Below are 24,648 nucleotides of genomic sequence, written 5' to 3'. Positions count from 1 at the left end.
TGGACGGACGGTAACACGGCGTGCAGCGCACGCTGGCAAGGTTGGAGAGGCACCGCACGCGAGCGATCGCTGACAGCTCCGATCATCCCCATGCCACGACTGCGCCGAGGGCGCGAACGAAGAGCTCCATGACCGCGACCTCATCCGCAGCTCACCCCAAGACGCGCGACCGGCGCGCGGTGCTGATCCTGCTGGTCGCGATGGCGCTCTACAACGGCGCCTATCTCGTCGGCTGGGCGCTGTCGTCGCCGCAGCCGGCGTTTGGCGACTTCTTCGGGCTATGGTCGTTCGGCAGATTTGCCGCGCTGTCCGGCGCCAGCATCTACGATCCGGTTGCGCTCGCGCGCTATCAGCAGGCGCTGGATCCGACGCTGGGCGGCGGCGGCTTTCCCTATCCCTATCCGCCGACCTTCCTGCTGGTGCTGATACCCCTGGGCATGCTGGCGCTGCCGGTGGCCTATGTCTGCTGGATCTCGGTCACCTTCGCGCTTTATGGCCTGGCGACGCTGGGGCGCGATTGGCGCCCGTTAACCTCTCTGGCGCTGCTCGCGGCGCCGACGACGCTGATCAACGCGATCACCGGCCAGAACGGCTTTCTCTCGGCGGCCTTGCTGATCGGCGGACTGCGGCTGCTCGCGAGCCATCCCATCATTGCCGGCGCCCTGCTCGGCCTGCTCGCCTACAAGCCGCAATTCGTGCTGCTGATGCCGGTCGTGCTGCTGGCGTCACGCAACTGGCGCGCCATCCTCTCGGCAATCGCGACGACCGTGATCGTCGCGGTCGTCACCAGCGCTGTGCTCGATCCGTGGATCTGGCTCGAATGGATCGTGAAGTTTCCGAGCTATCAGGCGCAATTGCAGGCCAACCAGGCCAGCCTCGATCACATGATGCCGACGGTCATCGCTGGCTTGCACGCGCTCGGCGCGCCGCCGCCGATCGGCTACCTGGTTCAGCTCCTGTTGTCCTGCTCCATCGTCGTGATGGTCTGGGACGCCTGGCGGCGCGGCATGACGGAGCAGGCGATCGCGCTGGTCGCGGTCGGCAGCGTCATCGCCACGCCCTACGCGATGATCTACGACATGCCGATGGTGGCGGCGGGGATCGCGATCCACTGGAACGCGCGGAGCGACGCCGGCGAGCCGATCGCGCCGCAGGAGATCGGCCTCGTGATCGCGCTCGGAGCCTGCCTGCTCGCCATGATCGTGCACTCCGTGCCGCTCGCGGCGGCCATTCTGCTGGTCCTGCTGGCGTTGAGCATCGCCGGTGTGTTCGACCGCTCCGGCAGACCGCTGCCTGCGCTGGACGTCGCGCCGCCGGCGGCGGGCTGATTGCTCTCGGTGCAATTGACCGGATGACGATGCGTGATCGTCCGCGCTAAAGCAGCGGCAGAGATCCCGATCATCGAACCAGTCATGCCGCACACATCCTCCCTGCTCGCTTTCGCCCTCGTCTCGCTCGGCATGGTGCTGACACCAGGGCCGAACATGATCTATCTGATCTCGCGCTCGATCACGCAGGGCCACGCCGCCGGCCTGATCTCGCTCGGCGGCGTTGCCGTCGGCTTTCTGGTCTACATGCTGGCGGCGGCGTTCGGCATCACGGCGCTGCTGTTTGCCGTGCCGTTCGCCTATGACGCGCTGCGCCTCGCCGGCGCGGCCTACCTGCTCTATCTGGCGTGGCAGGCGGTGAAGCCGGGCGGACGCTCGCCATTCCAGGTGAGGAAGCTCGCCATCGACAGCCCGCGCCGGCTGTTCCTGATGGGGCTCGTCACCAACCTGCTGAACCCGAAGATCGCGATGCTGTATCTGGCGCTGCTGCCGCAGTTCATCGATCCCGCTGTTGGCGGCGTGCTGACGCAGTCGGTGGTGCTCGGCGCGATCCAGATCGTGATCAGCGTCAGCGTCAACGCCATGATCGCCATGGCGGCGGGATCGATTGCCCTGTTCCTGGCGACACGGCCGAGTTGGGCGCTGGTGCAGCGCTATCTGATGGGCACGGTGCTCGCGGGACTTGCGGTGCGCATGGCGCTGGAGGCACGACGGGGGTGATTTCCATCGGCTCCCCCGCCTTGTCCGCCGAAGCCTCCCGACAAAGGCGGACGAGAGCGGGAGAGGGGGCACCGCGCGTGCGGCAAGATCTCGGAAATCATCGTCGGCAAAGAACGGCCGATGAGCTTCTCAGTCCAGCTTCGCCTCCATGCCGCGCTCCACGGCGGGGCGGGCCATCAGGGTATCGTACCAGCGCTCGACGTGGGGAAAGTCGGCCAGATCGACCTTGTGGCGCGGGTGGCGCCAGGCCCAGCCGAGGATGGCGAAGTCGGCGATCGAGAGCGCGCCGGCGACGAACTCGTGCTGCACCAGCCGGCGGTCGAGCACGCCATAGAGCCGGACCGTCTCGGCCATGTAGCGCTTGAGGCCGTAGGCGCGGTCCTGCTCGTTGGTCAGCGCGATGAAATGGTGCACCTGGCCGGGCATCGGGCCGAAGCCGCCCATCTGCCACATCAGCCATTCATAGACCGGAATCCGCTCGGCGAGGGATCTCGGCAGGAACTGCCCGGTCTTCTCAGCCAGATAGAGCAGGATGGCGCCGGATTCGAATACGCTGACCGGCTTGCCGTCGGGGCCGTCCGGATCCACGATGGCGGGAATCTTGTTGTTGGGGCTGATCGCCAGGAACTCCGGCGCCATCTGGGCGCCCTTGGTGATGTCGACCGGAACGACGCGGTATCGCAGCCCCATCTCCTCCAGCGCGACCGAGATTTTGCGCCCGTTCGGGGTGTTCCAGGTGTACAGCTCGATCGTCATGCGGGGCATCCTTCCCAATCGTCCTTGCTTGGTCGCGGGCTCCCATTAGCTCGAAACTGCATCCGGCTTCAAACGTACCGTTGTTGATGGGACATCGTGGCGGCTGGTCTCCGCCGCCCGCCCCCGATAGATTGCGCCACCCAAGAATCCACCCTCAGGGGAAAACGCCGTGTCCAAATCCGCCTCCCGCGCCCGCCTCCTCGAGATCATCCGCAGGCGCTCGTTCGGCCGTGGCGAGGTCACGCTGGCCTCCGGCCGCAAGAGCGATTTCTATTTCAACCTGAAGCCGACCATGATGGACCCGGAGGGCGCCACCTTGCTCGCCGAGCTCACCTATGAGGCGCTGAAGGACGAGGGCTTCGATTATATCGGCGGCCTGGAGATGGGCGCGGTGCCGCTCGCCGGCGCGATCGCCCAGATCTCCTGGATCAAGGGCCATCCGATCGCGGCCTTCTTCGTCCGCAAGAAGCCGAAGGAGCATGGCGCCAGGCTCGCGATCGAGGGCCTGACCCGCGACGAGACCCTGGCCGGCAAGCGCATCGTCGTGGTCGAGGACGTCACCACCACCGGCGGCTCGGCGATGAAGGCCGTGGAAACCCTGCGCGAGGCCGGCGCCGAGGTGACGCTGGTGTTCACGATGGTCGACCGCGAGGAAGGCGCCGCCGAGACCTTCGCCCAGGCCGGCCTGCCGTTCCAGGCGCTCTTCAAGGCGCACGAATTCCTCTGAGGCGCTTGGCGCGCGGCGCAATTCGCCGCCCGCGCATACCGCTCATTTACCAACGCCCGTTAAGGTTACCGCAAAGCTGATGGCGCCATGCCTTGGGCAAGGCGCGTTCGATCGCACATGATCGAGCGACGCGGGTTGCCGCGTCACGGCGTGGCTTTGCGGTGAAGATCCTGGCGATGGAGCGGGCGTTGCGTAGCGTGTTGTCGTTTCGGCGGAGGTCCCGCCACGTCGCTGTCGCGGCGACGGTCGGCCTCGTCGCGGCCGGCGCGCTGGCGCCGCGGATGGCGTCGGCCCAGGGCCTGTTCGACTTCCTGTTCGGCGGCTTCAACAAGCCGCAATCGCAGCGGCCGGCGGCGCAAGGCGGCCTCTTCGCCGATCCGTTCGGCACCAACCCGCAGGCCCCCGCCCAGCCGCGCGCCGCGAGCGGCGGATCGGGCGCAGCGTTCTGCGTGCGCACCTGCGACGGCCGCTATTTTCCGCTGGCGCGCGGCCTCGCCTCGCCGGCGCAGATGTGCCAGGCGTTCTGCCCGGCCAGTGCGACCAAGATCTATTTCGGCTCCAACATCGACTACGCCACGGCGGCGAACGGGGAACGCTATGCCGACAGCGAGAACGCGTTCGCCTATCGCCAGGCGCTGCGCGCCGACTGCACCTGCAACGGCCGCGATCCGGCCGGGCTGGCGCCGGTCGATCTGTCGCTCGACACCTCGCTGCGCCAGGGGGACGTCGTCGCCACGGCCGACGGGCTGGTGGCCTATTCCGGCGCGCGCGGCAGCGGCGGCCAGCCGGCCGACTTCAAGCCGGTCGCGTCCTATCCCGGGCTCAACTCGGACATGCGGGCCAAGCTGAGCGAGATGAAGGTCGCGCCGGTGCGCGCCGACATGGTCGGCGCAGACGCGCAGGCCATGGCTCTGCCGGCGGACGTCAATGTCAGCACCGCACCGCCGCCCCTGAGCATCGCGCCAAAGCCCGCCGCAAGCCGGCTGAAGCAGGCGGATGTGAATTGAACACGCGCTGCGCCAAGGCGCAGCGCCGGCGTCGGTGCAGGCCAGCTCGGCACAGCGACCTCTGGAGCTTGAGCGCGCGCTGTCCGCCGGGACTGACGGCCAGGGCTAGCGCGCGACGATCACGCCGATGACGTTCGGCGCTTCCAGATATTTCTCCTCGATCGCTGCCCGTGCTGCGGCGCGGTTGTCCGGCGTCAGCAGGCCGCGCTTCTCGGCCAGGATCATCCAGCAGAAGCCCCACCAATCGGTCAGCATGCCCTCGTCGTCGACCAGGTCATAGCCCTGCTCCGCGGCGAAGATGCGCGCTCGCGCCTCGTCGAGGCCATCGAGGAAGGTGTGGTCGGTGGCCGAGAACAGGTCGTCGGAAATGTCGTCGATGGTGTAGCCCCAGACCGACATGCACACCGCGTTGAAAGCGCGGTCGATCTGGTCGTCGTCGACGGCCCGCCGCCGCGCCGTCTTGTGCAGCCGCGTCAGGCTGCGCGCGAAATCGGCAATGCGGGTCAGGGCCAGGGGATCGAAGGCGATATGGGACATGGGTGTCCTCGCGGGATGCACTGATGCCGGTTTGTCTGGGGCGGATCGAATCGCAATCAGGATAATCGATCGCCTGCTGAATTGTTCTTAATTTGTTCTTGCGGAAAAAGGAAGTGCTGATTTATCGTCGTCCCGGCCCCCGAGCCGGGACCCAGAGCCACCGCAGCAGCCCTTTGGTTTGCACGGACCGATGAGCACCCAGACCGCATGGACGGTCTACATTCTTGCCAGCGGGCATCATGGCACGCTGTACATCGGCATCACCAATGATGTCAGAAGGCGCCTCGAAGACCATCGTGCCGGGCGAGGCGCCAAGTTCGTCAGCAGGTACAAGGTTTTTCGCCGGGTTCACGTCGAGAGCTTTCCAACTCCGATCGAGGCGATCGCTCGCGAGAAGCAGCTCAAGAACTGGCACCGCGACTGGAAGGTCGAGCTGATTGAAAGGGACAGCCCCGATTGGAGTGACTTGTCGGGCCTCATCCTCGGCCGGTGAGTCTGGATCCCGGCTTTCGCCGGGATGACGATGTGGAGAGTCCTTTCAACATCACCGCATATGCAACCAGCCGCCAGCGTGTTCCGCCCCCGGAACTCCGGCCCCGTTTTTGCATCATTTTCCATCACCTAGCTGTGCGGACCAGCCTTTCCCCGGGTTTCGGACCGCGCGCAACCATCGTATGCTTTTACCGGTTCCTCGTAGCATCACAGGTTTCCAAGGTGACAGATCAGCCGTCCCAGCGCAGCTTCGTAAGCACCGGCCAGCCCGTCGACGAATTGGCGGTCGCGGAGATCAAGAGCGACATCCTGGCCAAGCTTCGCCTCGCCATCGGCAAGGAAGCGAGCCAGGCGACGCAGCAGGACTGGTACCACGCCGCGGCGCTGACCTTGCGCGACCGCATCGTGCATCGCTGGCTGACCGCGGACAAGGAGAGCTACGACGCCGGGCGCAAGCGCGTCTACTATCTCAGCCTCGAATTCCTGATCGGCCGCCTGTTCAGCGACGCGCTCAACAACATGGGCCTGATGAAGGTGTTCGAGACCGCGCTCGGCGATCTCGGCGTCGGCCTGATGGACCTGCGCAAATGCGAGCCGGACGCCGCGCTCGGCAATGGCGGCCTCGGCCGCCTCGCGGCCTGCTTCATGGAGAGCATGGCGACCTTGCAGATCCCGGCGATCGGCTACGGCATCCGCTATGATTTCGGCCTGTTCCGCCAGGTGATCGTCGACGGCTGGCAGCACGAATATCCCGACGTCTGGCTGTCGTTCGGCAATCCCTGGGAATTCCAGCGCCCAGAGGTGGTCTATCACGTCCATTTCGGCGGCGGCGTCGAGCATGTCGACGACAAGGGCCGCGACCGCGCGATCTGGCACCCCGGCGAGACCGTGCAGGCGGTCGCCTATGACACCCCGATCGTCGGCTGGCGCGGCCAGCATGTGAATGCGCTCAGGCTGTGGTCGGCCCGCTCGCCCGACCCGCTGAAGCTCGACGTCTTCAACTCCGGCGACTATCTCGGCGCCTCGGCAGAAGAAGCGCGCGCCGAGGCGATCTGCAAGTTCCTCTATCCGAACGACGAGAGCCCGGCAGGACGCGAGCTGCGGCTGCGCCAGGAATATTTCTTCGTCTCGGCCTCGCTGCAGGATCTCGTCAAGCGCCATCTCGGCTCCGACGGCCAGCTGCGCAGCCTGGCGCAGAAGGCCGCGGTGCAGCTCAACGACACGCATCCTTCGCTCGCCGTGGCCGAGCTGATGCGGATCCTGGTCGACCTGCACAATTTCCGCTGGGACGAGGCCTGGAAGATCACCATCGCGACCTTGTCCTACACCAACCACACGCTGCTGCCGGAGGCGCTCGAGACCTGGCCGGTCGAGCTGTTCGAGCGGCTGCTGCCGCGGCATCTCGAGATCATCTACCACATCAATGCGCAGCATCTCGCGCTCGCCGAGCAGCGCGCACCGGGTGACATCGACTACCGCGCCTCGGTGTCCCTGATCGACGAGAAGAGCGGCCGTCGCGTGCGCATGGGCCAGCTCGCCTTCGTCGGCTCGCACCGCATCAACGGCGTCTCGGCGATGCATTCCGACCTGATGAAGGAGACCGTGTTCCACGATCTCAACCATCTCTATCCCGGCCGCATCACCAACAAGACCAACGGCATCACCTTCCGCCGCTGGCTGACCCTGGCCAATCCCAAGCTGACGAACCTCTTGCGCGAGGCCTGCGGCGACGCCGTCGTCGACGATCCGACGCTGCTGTCGAGCCTCGAGAGCTACGTTGCCGACGCCAGCTTCCACCAGAAGTTCCGCGCGGTGAAGCATCACAACAAGGTGCTGCTAACGCGTCTGATCGTCGAGCGCATGAACGTGCGTCTCGATCCGGGCGCGCTGTTCGACGTGCAGATCAAGCGCATTCACGAATACAAGCGCCAGCTCTTGAACATCCTCGAAGCCGTCGCGCTATATCAGGACATGAAGGACGACCCGCAACGCGACTGGGTGCCGCGGGTGAAAATCTTTGCCGGCAAGGCGGCGGCGAGCTACCGCTACGCCAAGCTGATCATCAAGCTGATCAACGACGTCGCCGACACCGTCAACAACGATCCCGCGATCGGCGGCAAGCTGAAGGTCGTGTTCATGGCCGACTACAATGTCAGCCTGGCGGAAACGATCATTCCCGCGGCCGACCTGTCCGAGCAGATCTCGACCGCCGGCATGGAGGCCTCCGGCACCGGCAACATGAAGCTGGCGCTGAACGGCGCCCTTACCATCGGCACGCTGGACGGCGCCAATATCGAGATCCGCGACAATGTCGGCGCCGACAACATCGCGATCTTCGGCATGGAGGCCGACGAGGTCATGCTCCGCCGCAAGCAGGGGCTGGACGCGTCCGACGTGATCCACCGGTCACCGCGGCTGGCGCGCGCGATCGATGCGATCGCGACCGCCGCGTTCTCGCCGGACGAGCCCGGCCGGTTCGAGCCGATCGCGCATGCGCTGCGCCATCTCGACCACTATATGGTCTCGGCCGATTTCGATTCCTACTACGAGGCCCAGCGCGGCATCGATGCACGCTGGCAGACCGTGCCGGCCTGGACCCGCGCCTCGATCCTGAACGTCGCGCGCATGGCGTGGTTCTCCTCCGACCGCACCATCCGCGAATATGCCGACGACATCTGGAACGTGCCGGTCGGCCCGGTGATGGCGCCGGTGCAAGCGCAGCGGGCGTGAGGTGGTGATTTCTTTCCGTCGTCATTGCGAGCGCAGCGAAGCAATCCAGGGCCGAACAAGAACGCTGGATTGCTTCGTCGCAAGGGCTCCTCGCAATGACGGCAGAGATCGAGAGTAGTCACTGTCGATGCAAGAGCGCGAATATGTCAGCCCCGACGGCCAGCTGAAGTTTCTCGTCATCTGCCCCGACGGCGATCTGACCATGGGGTTCGATGGCTGCCCCTGGCATACCCACGGCAGCATCCTGGCGGACCTGTCCGGATTGACTGAGGCCGAAGCCACCGAGCGCCTGGTGACCGACCTCATGACGAATATCAGCGTCATCACGGTCCGGCGTATCGGCGGCAACATCACCGACGCCTGGATCTCGGATGATCCGTCCGATGATCTTGCAAGCTATCAGCAATACGGCGAACCGACCGAAACGATTGAATTTCGGCGGTGGGACGGCACGCCAGTCGAGGTGCGGACGGATCATGCTTCCTGAAAACTCAACTCATCTGTTCGACGACGCCACCCGCGTCACCGCAGGCGACAGCCGCTGGCAGGGCCGGACCAGTCCGGACTACTGGGCCTTCGTCGGGCCGTTCGGCGGCGTCACCGCGGCGACCGTACTGCGCGCGTTGATCCAACATCCGCAAATTCAGGGCGATCCGCTGGCCGTGACGGTGAACTATTGTGCGCCGATCGCGGAAGGGCCGTTCGATCTCGACGTGCGGCTGGTGAAGGCCAACCGCTCCTCGCAACATTGGTGCGTCGAGCTGAGCCAGGGTGATGCAGACGCGGCGACGCTCGCCACCGTCGTGTTCGCCGAGCGCCGGCCGTCCTGGTCGCATCAGCCGGCCACAAAGCCCGAGGCGCCGCCGCTCGACCAGGTCAAGCGTCATCCCGACACGAACATGTCCTGGACCAAGCAGTACGATTTCCGCTTCATCGAGGGCCGTCCGGCATTTGGCGCATCGTCGTCGGGTGAGCCGCACAGCAGCTATTCCCGGCTCTGGATCTCCGACCGCAAGCCGCGCAAGCTCGACTGCCTGTCGCTGCTGTCGATGTCGGACGCCTTCTTCGGCCGCGTCTTCCACGCCCGCGGCGAGCTGGTGCCGTTCGGCACGGTGTCGCTGACGACCTATTTCCACGTCAGCCGGGACGAGCTCGCGGCCGAGGACATCACGCATGTGCTCGCGACGGCCGATGCCAAGATCTTCAACCGCAGCTATCAGGACCAGCACGGCGAGCTGTGGTCACCCTCCGGCCGCCTGCTCGCGACGACGACGCAGATCGCGTATTTCAAGGCGTGAAAGCCGGGACGCAAGCCAAGAAAACGGCGTCGTCCCGGCGTTCGCCGGGACGACAGCTGTGGGTATGGCTTGAGCCCGCGCCTCTCGTGCATTGAACGGGGCGGAGCGGGAAAATGTGGGGTCAGCCGCAACGCGACCGCCCCCTTGACGTTTGCAGCCCTACTCCGCCGCCAGCTTCAGATCCGGCGCGGCGTTACGGACCTCGGCATCGACCTGGGCTTCGAACTTGGCGAAGTTCTTCTGGAACATGCCGACCAGCGCGCGCGCAGTCTTGTCGAACTCGGCCTTGTCCTTCCAGGTATTGACCGGGTCGAGGATCTCGGTCGGCACGCCCGGTAGCGCGGTCGGCACCGCGAAGCCGAAATATTTGTCGGTGCGGAACTCGACGTTGCGCAAGCTGCCGTCGAGCGCCGCCGTCAGCAGCGCACGCGTCACCTTGATCGGCATGCGCGAGCCTGTGCCGTACTTGCCGCCGGTCCAGCCGGTGTTGACCAGCCAGCAGTCGACATTGTGGTCGGCGATCAGCTGCCGCAGCATGTTGCCGTAGACGGACGGATCGAGCGGCAGGAACGGCGAGCCGAAGCAGGTCGAGAATTCCGGCTGCGGCTCGGAGCCCAAGCCGCGCTCGGTGCCCGCGACCTTGGCGGTGTAGCCGGACAGGAAGTGGTACATCGCCTGCGCCGGCGAGAGCTTTGCGATCGGCGGCAGCACGCCGAAGGCGTCGGCGGCGAGCATCACGACGTTCTTCGGATGCGGCGCGCGGCCGGTGCGCGAGGCGTTCGGGATGTAGTCAAGCGGATAGGCCGAGCGGGTATTCTCGGTCTTGGAGCCGTCGTCGAAATCGGGAACGCGCGTATCCTCATCGAGCACGACGTTCTCGAGCACGGCGCCGAAGCGGGTCGACGCCGCGAAGATCTGCGGCTCGGCTTCCTTCGACAGCTTGATGCACTTGGCGTAGCAGCCACCCTCGAAATTGAACACGCCGGACGGACCCCAGCCATGCTCGTCGTCGCCGATCAGGGTGCGGTTCGGATCGGCCGACAGCGTGGTCTTGCCGGTGCCGGACAGGCCGAAGAAGACCGCGGTGTCGCCCTTCGGCCCGACATTGGCCGAGCAGTGCATCGGCATCACGCCGCGCTCGGGCAGATAGTAGTTGAGCGTCGTGAACACGCTCTTCTTCATCTCGCCGGCATAATAAGACCCGCCGATCAGGACGATCTTGCGGGTGAAATCGATCGCGACGACGTTCTGCGAGCGCACGCCATGACGTTTCGGATCGGCACGGAAGCTCGGCATGTCGATGATGGTGAGCTCCGGCACGAAGGTGTCGAGCTCGATGGTCTCGGGGCGGATCAGAAGGGTGCGGATGAACAGCGAGTGCCAGGCGAGCTCGGTGAAGACGCGCGTCTTGATGCGGAACGTGGGATCGGCGCCGCCATAGAGGTCCTGCGCGTACAGGGTCTTGCCTTCGGCGTGCTTGATGAAGTCCTGATGCAGCGCCTCGAACTGCTCGGGCGTGATCGCCTGGTTGCCCGCCCACCACATCTTTTCGGTGGAGGCGTCGCGCACCGTGAACTTGTCCTTCGGGCTGCGACCGGTGAACTCGCCAGTATCCGCGCACAGCGCTCCGTCGGCCGACAGCACAGCCTCGCCCGCCGCCAGCGAATACTGATAGAGCTGAGGAGCGCCGAGATTCCAGTGCACCTGCTTGAGGTTCTTTAAGCCGAACTTGTCGGCACCGAAGGCGCCGTTGCGAATACCCGTCTCTTGCACGAAGATCCCTCCTGAGAGCCCGCATCTGTTGCGCGCAGTCGCGCGCGTTGCGCGGTGACCGTTGCCGTTACATCGCCTTATCGAAGCGCGGTCGCCGACCTAATACTGATCAACGCTGGTCTTGCCAAGACGATCCGGCCCAATTGGTTATTGGCAAGCCGTGATGCACGTAGCTCATGTTTTGCCGCGTCATGCACATTCCAGCGGCAGCCGCCTGCGCTCCGCCGAGATGCTGCAACGCAACAGATATATCAGCGCGGTTGGGTTTCACGAGAACGACGAACGACGCTCAAATCGACGAATTCGCGTGGGCAAGCGAAGACCGAGCGACGAAATGCGTCGGTGATTAGCCGTGTCGTCGCCCACCCGATCAGCCAGCTTCCATTCACGATTGTCTCGCGCTTGCGGGATCACTTAATCCGATTCTCCCGGCCGCGACGTCAACGAGCTCACTCGCGCCCACGCCATGGGTTTGCGCGGCGCTCACCTTCTGCTGGGCAGGGAGCGTGCACATCGAGCTTCACCACAAACTGCGTTCATGGGTGAACTTCACGGTCTTTCGTCACGAGACGATGAGCACAGCCATCAAAGCCCGCTCGAACTACACCTCACTTCGCGCGTGCCTCGTCAGCAAGCCTCACCAGCATCTTGCGCAATGCCCCGGGCGTGGTCACGCGCTCGGGAAACTCCAGCCGCAGCGTCCTGCCGTCGGCCATCAGATCCAATCCCTCCGGGTCACAGCCGCTACACCGCCACTCCGCGGCTTCGGCGCCGAGCAGCGTCGTCGCGTAGAGGGCGAGCGCCTCGCGATGATCTTCGTTCATGTGATCGACGGCGCCCTGCTCTGCCAGAATCAGTTCGTCAGCATCGGATATATCCGTGAGAAACTGCTCGGGCTTGAGATCGACGATGCGGCCGAATCCGGCGACGAGATGTGTGCCTGACGGGCGAATCACGAAGAACGAGAAGTCGGCGAAATCCGCGTAGTCCGCAGCAGACGGATGCGCATTGAGATACCGACGGCGCAGCATCTCGCGATTGTCGTCGCTGGCCTGCTCGGCTTTTCCCGACAGCATGATGCGCGAACCTTCGAGCGGATCGCCGGGCGCGCGTTCATCGAGCATCAGCGACACGCGCGAATCGGCAAGTACATTCCTGGTGTGCACGGCTAATCGCGAGATCAGGATGATCGGAGCACCATCGGACGCCGTAGCGACATTGACCAGCGAGCAGTAGGGATCGCCCGAGCCAACCATCAAGGTTGCAAGTGCGCCCTGCCGGCTCCGGCGCAGCAGGGAATGCGTCACGCGGTTAGGGTTAAAGCTCGCAGACATCATCTTTCCCTCGTCCAAGCAGTTGCAATGAAGGCCTTTTTTCGGCTAAACGGACCACAAACTTGGGCGGGGCACAAACTTTGCCATGCTATTTGTGGAACTCGGTCACACTTCAGCCCAGCTTGCATTGCTCGTTGACCATGTTCGAAGCCCAGTTATGCGGCCCTTAGCTCGATTCTCGTGTCTCGGCTAACCAGACTCTGAAAGCAGGCTCATGCCCACAATCGCCTTGGTCGATGACGACCGCAACATTCTGACATCCGTCTCGATCGCGCTCGAGGCCGAAGGCTATCGCATCATGACCTATACCGATGGTGCATCGGCGCTCGACGGATTCCGGACCAGCCAACCCGACCTTGCCATCCTCGACATCAAGATGCCGCGCATGGACGGCATGGAGACGTTGCGGCGGCTGCGGCAGAAGTCCGACCTGCCCGTGATCTTCCTCACCTCCAAGGACGAGGAGATCGACGAGCTGTTCGGCCTGAAGATGGGTGCGGATGACTTCATCCGCAAACCGTTCTCGCAGCGCCTGCTGGTCGAGCGCGTCAAGGCCGTGCTGCGTCGCTCGCAGCCGAAGGATCCGACGGCGCTGCCGAAGGAGAACGACGCCAAGGCGCTCGATCGCGGCCTGCTGCGCATGGATCCGGAGCGTCACACCTGCACCTGGAAGAACGAGCCGGTCACGCTGACCGTCACCGAGTTCCTGATCCTGCAGGCGCTGGCGCAGCGTCCGGGCGTGGTCAAGAGCCGCAATGCGCTCATGGACGCGGCCTATGACGACCAAGTCTATGTCGACGACCGCACCATCGACAGCCACATCAAGCGGCTGCGCAAGAAGTTCAAGATGGTCGATGAGGAGTTCGAGATGATCGAGACCCTCTACGGCGTCGGCTATCGCTTCAAGGAAACCTGAAACGATAGCTCTGAAGCCCTGGCCCTGAAGCAAGGGACCTGAAGCATTGCCTTGCGCGACGTCATGCGAAATTGCGCGCTGACGTCGCGGTCTCGATTGGATAGGCTACGCCTCCTGCGCGTTTGTCCGAGCGCAGATGCCGGAACGGGGCCATTGTTGCGGCGAATTCGGGTGCGGCAAGTCGAGTTCTCACGGGAATTCGCCGCACGACCCCTACGAAATTCGGAATCGGAGCACTCACATTGCTCGATCGCACGCAGCTTGACCCAGCCGTGAATGCCCACGACGCCGCGGCGACGATCGCGTCCGAGGCGGCGGACGAGACCCCGCAGGTCTCCGGCTGGCAGCGTCCGCTGAGCTGGCTGCGCCGCGCCGGACAGTTCCTGTTCGCACTGTCGTTCTCGAGCCTCACCCGCCGCATCGTCTCGCTGAACATCGCCGGCCTGCTCGCACTGGTTGCAAGCATTCTGTACCTGTCGCAGTTCCGCGCCGGACTGATCGATGCCCGCGCGCAGAGCCTTCTGGTGCAGGCCGAGATCATCGCCGGCGCCATCGCCGCCTCGGCCACGGTGCAGACCAACACCATCACCATCGATCCCGAGCGCCTGCTCGATCTCAAGCCCGGCGAGAGCTACGGCGCGCCGGACGAATATTCGCCGCTCGACTTCCCGATCAATCCGGAACGCGTCGCGCCGGTGCTGCGCACGCTGATCTCGCCGACCAAGACCCGCGCACGCATCTATGACCCGAATGGCGGCCTGTTGCTCGATAGCCGCAATCTCGAGAACGTGCTGCGCTTCGACCTGCCACCGCCGTCGAGCGAGAAGCCCGGCTTCGTCGAGCGCGCGCTGATCTCGGTACGCACCTGGCTCAATCGCGGCGACCTGCCGCTGTACCGCGAATATGGCCCCGAGAACGGCAACGGCTACGAGGAAGTCGCCGACGCGCTGAAGGGCCAGAAGCGCAGCATGGTCCGGGTCAATTCGCGCGGCGAAGTCATCGTCTCGGTCGCGGTGTCGGTGCAGCGCTCGCGCACCATCCACGGCGCCTTGATGCTGTCGACGCAGGGCGACGACATCGATCAGATGGTCACCGCCGAGCGTCTCGCCATTCTGAAGGTCGGCGGTGTTGCCTCCGCGGTCATGATCGTGCTGTCGCTCTTGCTCGCCAGCACCATCGCCGGGCCGGTGCGCCGGCTCGCCGACAGTGCCGAGCGGGTCCGCCGCCGCATCAAGACCCGCGTCGAGATTCCCGATTTCACCCGCCGCCGCGACGAGATCGGCCATCTCTCCGGCGCGCTGCGCGACATGACGGACGCGCTCTACAACCGCATCGAGGCGATCGAGATGTTCGCCGCCGACGTCGCCCACGAACTCAAGAACCCGCTGACCTCGCTGCGCTCGGCGGTCGAGACCCTGCCGCTGGCGCGCAACGACAACAGCCGCGCCCGCCTGCTCGCCGTGATCGAGCACGACGTGAAGCGGCTCGACCGGCTGATCTCCGACATTTCCGACGCCAGCCGGCTCGATGCCGAGCTGCAGCGCCAGGACATGACTCTGGTCGATCTGCGCCGCCTCCTGAACACGCTGACCTCGGTCGCCAACGAGACCAAGCTCGGCACCGACGTCGCCGTCGAGGTCCGGTTCGAGGGCCGCGGCGCCAACGACACGTTCTCGGTGCCCGGTCATGATTCGCGGCTCGGCCAGGTGATCTCCAACCTGCTGTCGAATGCGCAGTCGTTCTCCGCCGCCGGCGGCAAGGTGCGCATCACCTGCCGGCGCGTGCGCTCGGAGATCGAGATCACGGTCGATGATGACGGTCCCGGCATTCGCGAGGACGCCCTGCAGCGCATCTTCGAGCGGTTCTATACCGACCGGCCGCACCAAGGCTTTGGCCAGAATTCCGGCCTGGGCCTATCGATCTCCAAGCAGATCATCGACGCCCATGGCGGGCGGATCTGGGCCGAGAACCGGCCCGGCCCTGTCGACGCCGACGGACATCCGACCTCGGCCGGGGCCCGCTTCATCGTCCGGCTGCCGGCGTCGTGACGAACGAAGCGGCGAGCATCCATGCGTCTGCCGTCCAGGTGGGGGAACTGGCCGTCCTGATCCGGGGTCCCTCCGGGTCCGGCAAATCCCGTCTCGCCTTCGATCTGATGCTCGCCGGACGCGCGGGACAGCTGCCGCCGACGGTTCTGGTGGGCGACGACCGTGTTCATCTCGCCACACGCGGCGGGGAAATGTGGGTAAGTCCCGCACCCGCTCTGGCCGGACTGATCGAGATCCGCGGCCTTGGAATCCGCGCCTGCGACCATGTGTCGGAGGCGAAACTGGGGCTGGTGGTCGACCTGATGGCCGAGGATGCCGCCCGCCTGCCGAACGCCGAATCGCTTCGCATTCATCTCAACGGTATCAAATTGCCACGCATACCGGTTGGGCCGGGTTTTCCACCCCTCCCTTTGGTTGTAGCGGAGCTTATTACCACTCCGACTTTCATGTTCCGGTAATCTTTCGGCCGATTGTGTGGAGCAAATTGGTAACCATATCAGCCCCACTATCGCGACCGATTAGACCGCCGCCAGCTCCCATTCTGTATGCCAGAATCCGGGAGGCTCATGAATATGCCCTCTTGCGCGGGGGCTCCGGATGGTCAAAGTGGCGCGTTCGTGCGGTGCACCCAAGGCGCCCGCGAGGAGTATCCGATGATTGGCCTGGTACTGGTGACCCATGGGCGCCTCGCCGACGAGTTCAAGGCGGCGCTGGAACACGTCATGGGCCCTCAAAAACAAATCGAAGCAGTCACGATTGGCGCCGACGATGATTCCGATCTCTGTCGCAGCGACATCATCGAAGCCGTGAACCGCGTCGACACCGGCGACGGTGTCGCCATTCTCACCGACATGTTCGGCGGCACGCCTTCGAACCTCGCCATCTCCTGCATGAGCCGGCCCAAGGTCGAGGTGCTCGCGGGCATCAACCTGCCCATGCTGGTGAAGCTCGCCAAGGTGCGCGAGGAGCGCTCGCTGCCCGACGCCATCGCCATGGCGCAGGAGGCAGGACGCAAATACGTCACCATCGCCAGCCGCGTGCTCGCCGGCAAATGAGCGACGAGGACGCCCCGCAGGACAACGTCGCCGGCCCGGCGGTCCCTGCCGGAGCCCTCTCGCGAGAGCTGCTGATCACCAACAAGCGCGGCCTGCACGCGCGGGCCTCGGCGAAATTCGTGCAGATGGTCGAAAAGTTCCAGGCCGAGGTCTGGGTGACGCGCGGCGGCGAGACCGTCGGCGGCCGCTCGATCATGGGCCTGATGATGCTGGCGGCGGCGCCGGGAACCAAGATTCTGGTCTCCGCCACCGGGCCCGAGGCGGAGGCCGCGCTGCAGGCGATCACCGACCTGGTGAACGACAAGTTCCACGAAGAAGGCGTGTGAGGGACTCCCGAACCTCGCTTTGCCTGCAGCAATGGGCATTCTACCCGATGTGCGCCTATCCTCGCATAGCGACGCGGTAAGGATGGCATGTCCAATAGCGCTATTCGGCTGAGCGAGGCAGACCTGCGAGCCGTGGCTGAATACGCAGCCCTCTCTGCACTTCCCGCGCTGGCGATCTTCGAATGCGACCGACCGGATGATCTTCGTGCACGAGCCGCAATACAGGCCGCCCGAAGCTTTGCGAGCGGTGGGAATCGGAGCAAATCCCTACGGGATAGCGCGTGGGCGGCGCAGCGGGCGGCAATCGAGGCCCGCGATGAGGGGTTGCGCGCGGCCTATGAGGCCGCTCGCGCTGCCCTCGCCGCGGCGGGCGCGGGCTTCCTTCATCCCCTCCCGAACCCTTCCCAGGTCAAGCACATCCTCGGAGCTGCCGGCCACGCGGCGCGAGCTTTCGAAATCTCAGCCGGAGACGTTCCCGCCGTCGGCGCTGACTACCTCGCGCGATCACGGCTTCTTGCTTCTCAAGCGGTCGTGGACGTCCTCAGACGTTATCCTTGTCCACCGCCCGGCGGAGGCCGGGTCGGAGAGCTGATCCGCCAGCTCGATACCCTGCTCCGGTGATCGGGAGGCCTCGCGCGCAGGAGCGCTTGGCCGGGACGGCAGCGGAGCTATCTCCCCGGTCCCTGAATATACACCCTCCAAACGATTGCAGGACCCGCCTGGCCGTGGAAGAAGCGCTGGGTGGTCATCACCAGCGGCTCGGCCTTCGGCGCCTCCTTGGCCATCCAGGCCTCGCAGGCCGCGATCCGGTTGTCGGTGGTGTCGCAGATGCCGATGAATCCCTCGCGCTTGAGGTCCTCCAGCGTGCTCAGGCCGGAACTCCAGGTCTCCTCCGCCGTGGTGGGCACCGTGAACGGCCGCGGGTGGTCCGGGCTATAGAAGGTCATCGGCGTGTTCATCTCGGAAAAGCCGGCCACGAGGGGCCAGGGCGAGCCGAACCGGGCGTGCCAGGCCTTGGTCAGCTCCCGCGCCAGCTCCGAACGGGCGCCATAGCCGGTGGCGCCGTTCGGATTGGCGGCCATCTCGCGCCGGGCAATCCAGGGCGAGGCGACCAGCGTCAGCAGCGACAGCACCAGCCAGACAGCGGCGAGCCGCGGCACCATGACCCGCCGCAGCCGCAGCGCGGGGATCGCGACCAGCGCCAGCGGCACCAGGAAGAACAGCGAGATGCCCCAATCGGTCTTCATGTAGATCGTGAAAGCGAGCCCGCCGAGCGGCGGCCCGACGGCGACGATCGCCTGCACCAGCCAGACATTGATCGCCTGGCTCACATTCACGCCGGGATTGGGACCGCCGCGCCAGTTGTGAAACGCAAAGCGCGGCGGCCAGGCCAACACGAGGGCCGCCAACACGACCGGCAAAGCGAGCAGCGCGAGATTGTGGCCGACATAGCCGAGCACGAGCTCGGCGGCCCGGCCGCGGTCCGACAGCGTATAGACATCCCCGGCATAGGTGATGGCGACGAAATCGACCCGCCACAGCCACACCAGATGCGGGATCATCGCCACCAGCATGGTGACGATCGCGACCCACGGCGCGGGCGACGCCAGGAAGCGCAACCGTTCCGGGTGCAGCAGTGCCGCAAGGCCGATGGCGCCGATCATGGTCAGCACCCAGTATTTGGTCATCAGCGCCGCCGCGCCGGCGAGGCCGAGCCACAGGCCGGAGGCGGCGCTGCGCTTTTCGAACGCGTTGAGATAGGCCAGCACCAACAGCGGCAGGGTCAGCAGCTGGACCAGGTCGGCGTTGTACTTGAAGCCCTTGAAATTGAAGATCGGGTACAGCGCGACCATCACCACGACGAAGAAGGCGCGACGGCGGTCGACCACCTTGAGGCTCGCGAGCCAGACGATCACGAGGCCGCTGCCATTCACGGCCATCGCCAACGCATAGGTCGCCCAGTCCTTGATCGGAAACACTGCGAACCACAGCCCGGCGATCCAGCCCGACAGCGGCGGATGCTTGCCGTAGCCGAGCAGGAAGCGGCTGCCCCAGGCATAGGCCTCGGCGACGTCCATGTGGACGTCCTGCGCTGCCTTCAGATTGGTGAGGATCGCCGTCCACAGCACCGCGTGGACCACCGCGAAGCCGATGACGACCCAGATCGACGTTGCCGGCGCCGTGGCGCGCGCCACCAGCCAGGCGGCGATCCGCCGCGGTCCGAAACGGCCGCGCATGCGCGCCGCGAGAGGCGGGAGAGAGGTACTCGACATCCGCCCTCGGTAGCCTGTTTTCAGCGCCCGGGGAATCAGCTTGCCGTGAAGAAAGGCCCTGGAAATTCAGCAATATGGTTGCTGGTTGGGGGCTCGGGGTGCTATCTGCGCGACCCATGACGACCGTCCCCATTCCCAACATCCGTAACTTCTCCATCGTCGCCCATATCGACCATGGAAAGTCCACCTTGGCCGATCGCCTGATCCAGATGACGGGCGGGCTGTCGGACCGCGAGATGGCGGGCAAGGAGCAGGTGCTCGATTCGATGGACATCGAGCGCGAGCGCGGCATCACCATCAAGGCGCAGACCGTGCGCCTGCGCTACCGCGCCAAGGACGGCAAGGATTACATCTTCAACCTGATGGACACGCCCGGCCACGTCGACTTCGCCTACGAAGTCTCCCGGTCGCTGGCGGCGTGCGAGGGCTCGCTGCTGGTGGTCGACGCTAGCCAGGGCGTCGAGGCGCAGACGCTCGCCAACGTCTACCAGGCGCTCGACAACAACCACGAGATCGTCCCGGTCCTCAACAAGATCGACCTGCCGGCGGCGGAGCCCGAGAAGATCAAGCAGCAGATCGAGGACGTCATCGGCATCGATGCCTCCGATGCCGTGATGATCTCGGCCAAGACCGGCCTCGGCATTCCCGACGTGCTGGAGGCGATCGTCACCCGGCTGCCGCCGCCGAAGGGCGATCGCGACGCCACCCTGAAGGCGCTGCTGGTCGACAGCTGGTACGACGTCTATCTCGGCGTCGTCGTGCTGGTGCGCATCGTCGACGGCGTGATGAAGAAGGGCCAGCGCATCCGGATGATGGGCACGGGTGCGGCCTATGACGTCGAGCGCGTCGGCTTCTTCACGCCGAAGATGACCCAGGTCGACGAACTCGGCCCCGGCGAGGTCGGCTTCATCACCGCCGCGATCAAGGAAGTGGCGGACACCCGCGTCGGCGACACCATCACCGACGACCGCAAGCCGGTGACGGAGATGTTGCCGGGCTTCAAGCCGGCGATCCCTGTGGTGTTCTGCGGCCTGTTCCCGGTCGATGCCGATGATTTCGAGACCCTTCGCGCCGCGATGGGCAAGCTCCGCCTCAACGACGCCAGCTTCTCCTTCGAGATGGAAACGTCGGCCGCGCTCGGCTTCGGCTTCCGCTGCGGCTTCCTCGGCCTGTTGCACCTCGAGATCATCCAGGAGCGCCTCTCCCGCGAGTTCGATCTCAACCTGATCGCGACCGCGCCAAGCGTCATCTACAAGATGAAGCTGACCGACGGCGAGGAGATCGAGATCCACAACCCGGTCGACATGCCCGACGTGGTCAAGATCGCCGAGATCCAGGAGCCGTGGATCGAGGCCACCATCCTGACGCCTGACGAATATCTCGGCAGCGTGCTCAAGCTCTGCCAGGACCGCCGCGGCAATCAGAAGGAGCTCACTTACGTGGGCAGCCGCGCCATGGTCAAATACGACCTGCCGCTCAACGAGGTGGTGTTCGACTTCTACGACCGGCTGAAATCGGTCTCCAAGGGCTACGCCTCGTTCGACTATCACCTGACCGACTACAAGCCGGCCGACCTCGTCAAGATGCAGATCCTCGTCAACAACGAGCCGGTCGATGCGCTGTCGATGCTGGTGCACCGGACCCGCGCCGAAGGCCGGGGACGCGCCATGGTCGAGAAGATGAAGGACCTGATCCCGCCGCACATGTTCCAGATCCCGATCCAGGCGGCGATCGGCGGCAAGGTGATCGCGCGCGAGACCGTGCGCGCGCTGCGCAAGGACGTCACCGCGAAGTGCTACGGCGGCGACATCACGCGCAAGCGCAAGCTTCTGGAGAAGCAGAAGGAAGGCAAGAAGAAGATGCGGCAGTTCGGCAAGGTCGACATCCCGCAGGAAGCCTTCATCGCCGCGCTCAAGGTGGATAGCTGAGGCAGTGTGGTGTCCCGACACAACCGGCGTGCTACCTTAGATAAGTCCGTCGTTAGAGATCGGGAGACCAATAATGAGTTTATTGAGGGATATTCAAGGATCATTAGTCGAAGGAAAGCCGTTAGGTCCAATTCTGCTTAAGCTGCGTCTTCTAGCATCACGTTTAGGTAGCGAGACTCTTGAGGAATGGGTCAAACACGAGTCTGAGGGCTACCCTTCCGATATTGATTTACCGGACTACAGAAAGATCCCGATAGCTTACAAAGCCACCTTTACAGGTCCGTTTGGGAGCGGAATGCAGAATGCTCCCATACCTCCGTACTTAATTGAGAAATTTGCGGGCGCCAGCTGGAATTTCAGCCACATGCGCCAAAGCATCGCAGGCATCGATAAACTTGTAGGTGCAGAGCAAGACCCAGGACAGACTCTGCATATCAATGCGTCAAACCTGATCCTTCTGCTACAAGGTAACGTATACGAAGATTATGCCTGCAACAGCGTAACCGGCATAATATCGGCCGGGGCTCTGGTAGAAATACAGAACGTTGTTCGAGCCAAGATTCTCGAACTGACTATCCAGTTGGAAAAGTCAGTTCCTGATGCGGTCGAGATTGGCTTGGGTATCTCGCCGACAAATCAATTCAGCAAGGATCATGATCGAGTGACACAGATTACGCACCAGGTAATCAACGGCAATGTAACATCAATTTCGAACACTGGGGACAACGCTCTATTCTCTTTCAACAATTCAGCAGGCGACCGAGATGCTTTCGTAAACACGTTGACAAAGGCAGGCATAGCGAAATCGGACGCGCAAGAACTAGCCACGGTTATTGCTTCCGAGAAGCCAGATAGCAAAGCTGAGCCGTTTGGGCCTAGGGCCAAGGGGTGGATCGTGAAGAACATTGGCAAAGCTGCCGACGGAACCTGGAAAGCAGGAATGGCTGTTGCTACTAATGTGCTGACCGAAGCGGCATTGCGGTACTACGGACTGAAGTGAGCTCTTGAGCGGCTTGTTGATTTTGGGCAACGAGATCAGACGCGCCCTTCTCCAACATTCGCCATCGAGCGGATCGGCGGTCGGAGACGCATTCGCGCCAGCCGACTGCTCTGACGGACTGCCGCCCTGCCCGGCGCAGCCCGACAACATCAATCCCAGGAGCGCCACGACAGCGCGCGGTGGCACTCGCCCTTGGCGCGAGCCCGATATAAAGGCACAGCCTACACGCTCGTTTCAGAGGTATTGCACTCGCGTACGGACGACGTGTGGACCAGTGAGAAGCAATCACGGCCCTGCAACCCGCGCGGAGAGGAGGGGATGTCCGTAAGGATGATCAACAATCCGCGCCCCCGTAGAATCACGGTATTCGTTCCTTAATGGTATTCTGGGACCCTTGCTGCAAAGCAAGGAATGCCCCGAATGTCCCGCCTCCGGTCCATCTCCGCCCGCCTCATCGTCGCGCTCTCGCTCACCGTCGCCATCGCCTGTGCCGTGCTCGGCACCTTCTCCGTCATCCAGCAGCGCGCCCTGACCCGGCTGGCGCTGGAGCAGCAACTCAAGCTGCAGTTCGACAGCGTGTCGGCCGGCATCGACTATGAAGGCCGCGCCGCGCTGGCGGTCAGCTCCACCCTGGCGGCGCTGCCGCCGATCGCCGATGCCTACCTCAAGGGCGACCGCGACGCGCTGGGCGCCCTGCTCGGCGGCGCCATGACATCGCTGAAGGCGCAAGGCATTCCGCTGGTGAACGTATGGGCGCCGCCGGCCACCAATTTCTATCGCGTGCACGAGCCCAAGGTGTTCGGCGACGACACCTCCAAGCGCCGCATCACCGTGGTGCAGGCCAACCAGACCGGCCGCCTGATCGCCGGCGTCGAGCAGAGCCGGCTGTCGCTCGGCATCTTCGGGATGACGCCGATCGTGCGCGACGGCAAGGTGATCGCGACCGTCGACGTCGGCGCCGCCTTCGGCAAGGAATTCGTCGAGCGCGCCAAGCAGCGCTTCGGCATCGATCTCGCGGTCTACTGGATCGACAACGGGCAGCCGAAGCGGCTGTCGTCGACGTTCGGCGACGATGTCGTCGCCACGCCGGACGAGGTGCTCGCGGTGTTCAAGGGCACGGCGCTGCTGCGCGACGCCACCCTGGCCGGCAAGCCCGCCGCGGTCTATGCCGGCCAGATCAGGAACTACGCCGGCGACCCGATCGCCGTGCTCGAGCTGATCAAGGACACCACGGCCTATGAGGCCGCAGCCAGCAGCGCGCAGCAGCAGCTGATCATCGGCACGGTCGTGATCCTGCTGCTCGCCGTCATCGTCGCGCTGTTCGTCGCCCGCGGCATCTCGCGGCCGCTGGTCGCGATCACCGCCGTCATGCACCGGCTGTCGAGCGGCGACACCGAGGTCGCGATCCCCGGCGGCCAGCGCAAGGACGAGCTCGGCACGATGGCGCAGGCGGTCGACGTGTTCCGCCGCAACATGATCGAGACGGCCAGCCTGCGCGAGGCGCAGGAGGCGACGCAACAGCGCGCCGAGCAGGAGAAGCAGGCGCTGCAGCGGCAGATGGCCGACCGGTTCGAGGCCGACGTCAAGGGCGTGGTGTCCTCGGTGGCCAAAGCCACGGCGGACATGGAGCGCGTCGTCCACGAGATCACCGTCAGCGTCAACGGCACCTCGCAGCGCGCAGCGGCCGCCGCTGCCGCATCCGAGGAAGCCTCGAGCGGCGTGTCGACCGTCGCTGCGGCCTCTGAGGAGCTCGCCTCCTCGGTGACCGAGATCGGCCGCCAGGTCGCGCATTCCAGCAAGGTCGCCGATGCCGCGGTCGTCAAGGCGCGCCAGACCACCGAGATGGTCGGCAGCCTCGCCGCAGCCGCCGAGAGGATCGGCGACGTGCTGCGCCTGATCGACGCGATCGCGAGCCAGACCAACCTGCTGGCGCTCAACGCGACCATCGAGGCGGCGCGTGCCGGCGAGGCGGGCCGCGGCTTCGCGGTCGTGGCCGCCGAGGTCAAGGAGCTGGCCGGCCAGACCGCCAAGGCGACGGAAGAGATCGCCGGCCAGGTCAGCTCGATCCAGGCCGCGACGTCCGACTGCGTGACCGCCATCGGCGGCATCAGCACAACGATCCAGGAGATCAGCGGCATTGCCGCGACGATCGCCGCCGCCGTCGAGCAGCAAGATTCGGCGACGCGCGAGATCGCGCGCAGCGTCCAGCAGGCGGCGTCAGGCACCAACGAGGTGTCGCAGAACGTCGTCGGCGCCAGCGACGCAGCCGAGCAGTCACGCCAGCTCGCCGACCACGTCATGGTCGCCACGCGCGACCTCGGCAAGCGTGCGAACGACCTGTTCAAGAGCGTCGACACCTTCCTCGCCGGCCTGCGCAAGGCCGCGTAGCTGGCGGGCCGC

22 protein-coding genes are annotated in these 24,648 nt (G+C 64.9%); 17 read left to right on the top strand and 5 right to left on the bottom strand.

What is annotated here, in order from left to right; genetic code table 11:
* Window positions 1–128: 128 nt before the first annotated feature.
* Window positions 129–1,328: a glycosyltransferase family 87 protein gene (locus tag QX135_RS23995; protein ID WP_316177483.1), complete on the top strand. Its 1,200-nt coding sequence runs from the start codon at window positions 129–131 to the stop codon at window positions 1,326–1,328.
* Between the two features lie 84 nt (window positions 1,329–1,412).
* Window positions 1,413–2,048 carry a LysE family translocator gene (locus tag QX135_RS23990; protein ID WP_316177485.1) on the top strand — a complete coding sequence of 212 codons (636 nt, stop codon included), beginning with the start codon at window positions 1,413–1,415 and terminating at the stop codon, window positions 2,046–2,048.
* A gap of 129 nt (window positions 2,049–2,177) precedes the next feature.
* Here QX135_RS23990 and QX135_RS23985 read toward each other — a convergent pair whose 3' ends face one another.
* Window positions 2,178–2,804 (bottom strand): glutathione S-transferase family protein, encoded by a 627-nt coding sequence (locus QX135_RS23985; RefSeq protein ID WP_316177486.1) that lies wholly within the window; start codon window positions 2,802–2,804, stop codon window positions 2,178–2,180.
* 169 nt (window positions 2,805–2,973) lie between these two features.
* Here QX135_RS23985 and pyrE point away from each other — a divergent pair, with 169 nt between their 5' ends.
* Together pyrE and QX135_RS23975 are read left to right on the top strand one after the other, a co-directional pair.
* The gene (gene pyrE / locus QX135_RS23980) at window positions 2,974–3,531 is read left to right on the top strand and encodes an orotate phosphoribosyltransferase (protein ID WP_315734978.1); all 558 of its coding nucleotides are present in this window, start codon (window positions 2,974–2,976) and stop codon (window positions 3,529–3,531) included.
* Between the two features lie 188 nt (window positions 3,532–3,719).
* Window positions 3,720–4,538 (top strand): DUF2865 domain-containing protein, encoded by an 819-nt coding sequence (locus QX135_RS23975; RefSeq protein ID WP_315734980.1) that lies wholly within the window; start codon window positions 3,720–3,722, stop codon window positions 4,536–4,538.
* 105 nt (window positions 4,539–4,643) lie between these two features.
* On the opposite strand, the gene QX135_RS23970 is transcribed toward QX135_RS23975, so the two are convergent.
* Entirely contained in the window at window positions 4,644–5,075 is a 432-nt protein-coding gene (locus tag QX135_RS23970) for a hypothetical protein (protein ID WP_315734982.1), read from the bottom strand.
* 190 nt (window positions 5,076–5,265) lie between these two features.
* On the opposite strand from QX135_RS23970, the gene QX135_RS23965 reads away from it, so the two are divergent.
* From QX135_RS23965 to QX135_RS23950, 4 genes are all read left to right on the top strand, one after another.
* Window positions 5,266–5,568 carry a GIY-YIG nuclease family protein gene (locus QX135_RS23965; protein WP_316177488.1) on the top strand — a complete coding sequence of 101 codons (303 nt, stop codon included), beginning with the start codon at window positions 5,266–5,268 and terminating at the stop codon, window positions 5,566–5,568.
* 221 nt (window positions 5,569–5,789) lie between these two features.
* Entirely contained in the window at window positions 5,790–8,297 is a 2,508-nt protein-coding gene (locus QX135_RS23960; RefSeq protein WP_316177491.1) for a glycogen/starch/alpha-glucan phosphorylase, read from the top strand.
* Window positions 8,298–8,424: 127 nt separating this feature from the next.
* On the top strand, window positions 8,425–8,784 hold the full coding sequence (locus QX135_RS23955) for a hypothetical protein (RefSeq protein WP_316177493.1): 360 nt from the start codon (window positions 8,425–8,427) through the stop codon (window positions 8,782–8,784).
* Complete coding sequence (locus QX135_RS23950) at window positions 8,774–9,595, top strand: thioesterase family protein (protein WP_316177495.1); 822 nt, start codon at window positions 8,774–8,776, stop codon at window positions 9,593–9,595. Before QX135_RS23955 ends, QX135_RS23950 begins: the two co-directional genes overlap by 11 nt.
* A 159-nt stretch (window positions 9,596–9,754) precedes the next feature.
* On the opposite strand, the gene QX135_RS23945 is transcribed toward QX135_RS23950, so the two are convergent.
* On the bottom strand, window positions 9,755–11,368 hold the full coding sequence (locus QX135_RS23945) for a phosphoenolpyruvate carboxykinase (protein ID WP_315734988.1): 1,614 nt from the start codon (window positions 11,366–11,368) through the stop codon (window positions 9,755–9,757).
* A 608-nt stretch (window positions 11,369–11,976) separates the two neighbouring features.
* Window positions 11,977–12,702 (bottom strand): HugZ family protein, encoded by a 726-nt coding sequence (locus QX135_RS23940; RefSeq protein WP_315735716.1) that lies wholly within the window; start codon window positions 12,700–12,702, stop codon window positions 11,977–11,979.
* Window positions 12,703–12,916: 214 nt separating this feature from the next.
* On the opposite strand from QX135_RS23940, the gene QX135_RS23935 reads away from it, so the two are divergent.
* The 6 genes from QX135_RS23935 (at window position 12,917) to QX135_RS32460 (ending at window position 17,668) form a co-directional block, all read left to right on the top strand.
* Window positions 12,917–13,618, top strand: a complete 702-nt coding sequence (locus QX135_RS23935; RefSeq protein WP_006611449.1) for a response regulator transcription factor — start codon at window positions 12,917–12,919, stop codon at window positions 13,616–13,618.
* A 242-nt stretch (window positions 13,619–13,860) separates the two neighbouring features.
* Window positions 13,861–15,666 (top strand): sensor histidine kinase, encoded by a 1,806-nt coding sequence (locus QX135_RS23930; RefSeq protein WP_315734990.1) that lies wholly within the window; start codon window positions 13,861–13,863, stop codon window positions 15,664–15,666.
* Window positions 15,663–16,124 (top strand): HPr kinase/phosphatase C-terminal domain-containing protein, encoded by a 462-nt coding sequence (locus tag QX135_RS23925; RefSeq protein ID WP_315734992.1) that lies wholly within the window; start codon window positions 15,663–15,665, stop codon window positions 16,122–16,124. Before QX135_RS23930 ends, QX135_RS23925 begins: the two co-directional genes overlap by 4 nt.
* Before the next feature lie 195 nt (window positions 16,125–16,319).
* Window positions 16,320–16,721: a PTS sugar transporter subunit IIA gene (locus tag QX135_RS23920; protein WP_315734995.1), complete on the top strand. Its 402-nt coding sequence runs from the start codon at window positions 16,320–16,322 to the stop codon at window positions 16,719–16,721.
* Window positions 16,718–17,047, top strand: a complete 330-nt coding sequence (locus QX135_RS23915; RefSeq protein ID WP_315734997.1) for an HPr family phosphocarrier protein — start codon at window positions 16,718–16,720, stop codon at window positions 17,045–17,047. Before QX135_RS23920 ends, QX135_RS23915 begins: the two co-directional genes overlap by 4 nt.
* 87 nt (window positions 17,048–17,134) lie before the next feature.
* A complete protein-coding gene (locus QX135_RS32460) occupies window positions 17,135–17,668 on the top strand; it encodes a putative immunity protein (protein WP_409999345.1) in 534 nt (177 codons plus the stop codon).
* Between the two features lie 47 nt (window positions 17,669–17,715).
* Here the strand turns inward: QX135_RS32460 and QX135_RS23910 are convergent, their stop codons facing one another.
* Window positions 17,716–19,320 carry a glycosyltransferase family 39 protein gene (locus QX135_RS23910; protein ID WP_315812559.1) on the bottom strand — a complete coding sequence of 535 codons (1,605 nt, stop codon included), beginning with the start codon at window positions 19,318–19,320 and terminating at the stop codon, window positions 17,716–17,718.
* Between the two features lie 116 nt (window positions 19,321–19,436).
* On the opposite strand from QX135_RS23910, the gene lepA reads away from it, so the two are divergent.
* The 3 genes from lepA to QX135_RS23895 all read left to right on the top strand — a co-directional run bounded on the left by lepA (window position 19,437) and on the right by QX135_RS23895 (window position 24,636).
* Window positions 19,437–21,248 carry a translation elongation factor 4 gene (gene lepA / locus QX135_RS23905; protein WP_315775624.1) on the top strand — a complete coding sequence of 604 codons (1,812 nt, stop codon included), beginning with the start codon at window positions 19,437–19,439 and terminating at the stop codon, window positions 21,246–21,248.
* Between the two features lie 73 nt (window positions 21,249–21,321).
* Entirely contained in the window at window positions 21,322–22,248 is a 927-nt protein-coding gene (locus tag QX135_RS23900) for a hypothetical protein (protein ID WP_315812560.1), read from the top strand.
* A 420-nt stretch (window positions 22,249–22,668) separates the two neighbouring features.
* On the top strand, window positions 22,669–24,636 hold the full coding sequence (locus QX135_RS23895) for a methyl-accepting chemotaxis protein (protein WP_316177499.1): 1,968 nt from the start codon (window positions 22,669–22,671) through the stop codon (window positions 24,634–24,636).
* Window positions 24,637–24,648: the final 12 nt, after the last annotated feature.

Origin of the sequence: Bradyrhizobium sp. SZCCHNR1098, assembly GCF_032489375.1 — a bacterium.
Classification (GTDB): domain Bacteria; phylum Pseudomonadota; class Alphaproteobacteria; order Rhizobiales; family Xanthobacteraceae; genus Bradyrhizobium.
The sequence above is the reverse complement of the archived record's forward strand: the minus strand, read 5'-3'. Positions and strand labels throughout refer to the sequence as shown.

What these genes read in the sequence shown, in the direction of transcription:
- QX135_RS23955 (WP_316177493.1), top strand. Translation starts at nt 8,425, where the DNA reads ATGCAAGAGCGCGAATATGTCAGCCCCGACGGCCAGCTGAAGTTTCTC.
- QX135_RS23990 (WP_316177485.1), top strand. Translation starts at nt 1,413, where the DNA reads ATGCCGCACACATCCTCCCTGCTCGCTTTCGCCCTCGTCTCGCTCGGC.
- QX135_RS23935 (WP_006611449.1), top strand. Translation starts at nt 12,917, where the DNA reads ATGCCCACAATCGCCTTGGTCGATGACGACCGCAACATTCTGACATCC.
- QX135_RS23900 (WP_315812560.1), top strand. Translation starts at nt 21,322, where the DNA reads ATGAGTTTATTGAGGGATATTCAAGGATCATTAGTCGAAGGAAAGCCG.
- QX135_RS23995 (WP_316177483.1), top strand. Translation starts at nt 129, where the DNA reads ATGACCGCGACCTCATCCGCAGCTCACCCCAAGACGCGCGACCGGCGC.
- QX135_RS32460 (WP_409999345.1), top strand. Translation starts at nt 17,135, where the DNA reads ATGTCCAATAGCGCTATTCGGCTGAGCGAGGCAGACCTGCGAGCCGTG.
- QX135_RS23950 (WP_316177495.1), top strand. Translation starts at nt 8,774, where the DNA reads ATGCTTCCTGAAAACTCAACTCATCTGTTCGACGACGCCACCCGCGTC.
- QX135_RS23910 (WP_315812559.1), bottom strand. Translation starts at nt 19,320, where the DNA reads ATGTCGAGTACCTCTCTCCCGCCTCTCGCGGCGCGCATGCGCGGCCGT.
- lepA (WP_315775624.1), top strand. Translation starts at nt 19,437, where the DNA reads ATGACGACCGTCCCCATTCCCAACATCCGTAACTTCTCCATCGTCGCC.
- QX135_RS23920 (WP_315734995.1), top strand. Translation starts at nt 16,320, where the DNA reads ATGATTGGCCTGGTACTGGTGACCCATGGGCGCCTCGCCGACGAGTTC.
- QX135_RS23965 (WP_316177488.1), top strand. Translation starts at nt 5,266, where the DNA reads ATGAGCACCCAGACCGCATGGACGGTCTACATTCTTGCCAGCGGGCAT.
- QX135_RS23985 (WP_316177486.1), bottom strand. Translation starts at nt 2,804, where the DNA reads ATGACGATCGAGCTGTACACCTGGAACACCCCGAACGGGCGCAAAATC.
- QX135_RS23970 (WP_315734982.1), bottom strand. Translation starts at nt 5,075, where the DNA reads ATGTCCCATATCGCCTTCGATCCCCTGGCCCTGACCCGCATTGCCGAT.
- QX135_RS23895 (WP_316177499.1), top strand. Translation starts at nt 22,669, where the DNA reads ATGTCCCGCCTCCGGTCCATCTCCGCCCGCCTCATCGTCGCGCTCTCG.
- QX135_RS23940 (WP_315735716.1), bottom strand. Translation starts at nt 12,702, where the DNA reads ATGTCTGCGAGCTTTAACCCTAACCGCGTGACGCATTCCCTGCTGCGC.
- QX135_RS23915 (WP_315734997.1), top strand. Translation starts at nt 16,718, where the DNA reads ATGAGCGACGAGGACGCCCCGCAGGACAACGTCGCCGGCCCGGCGGTC.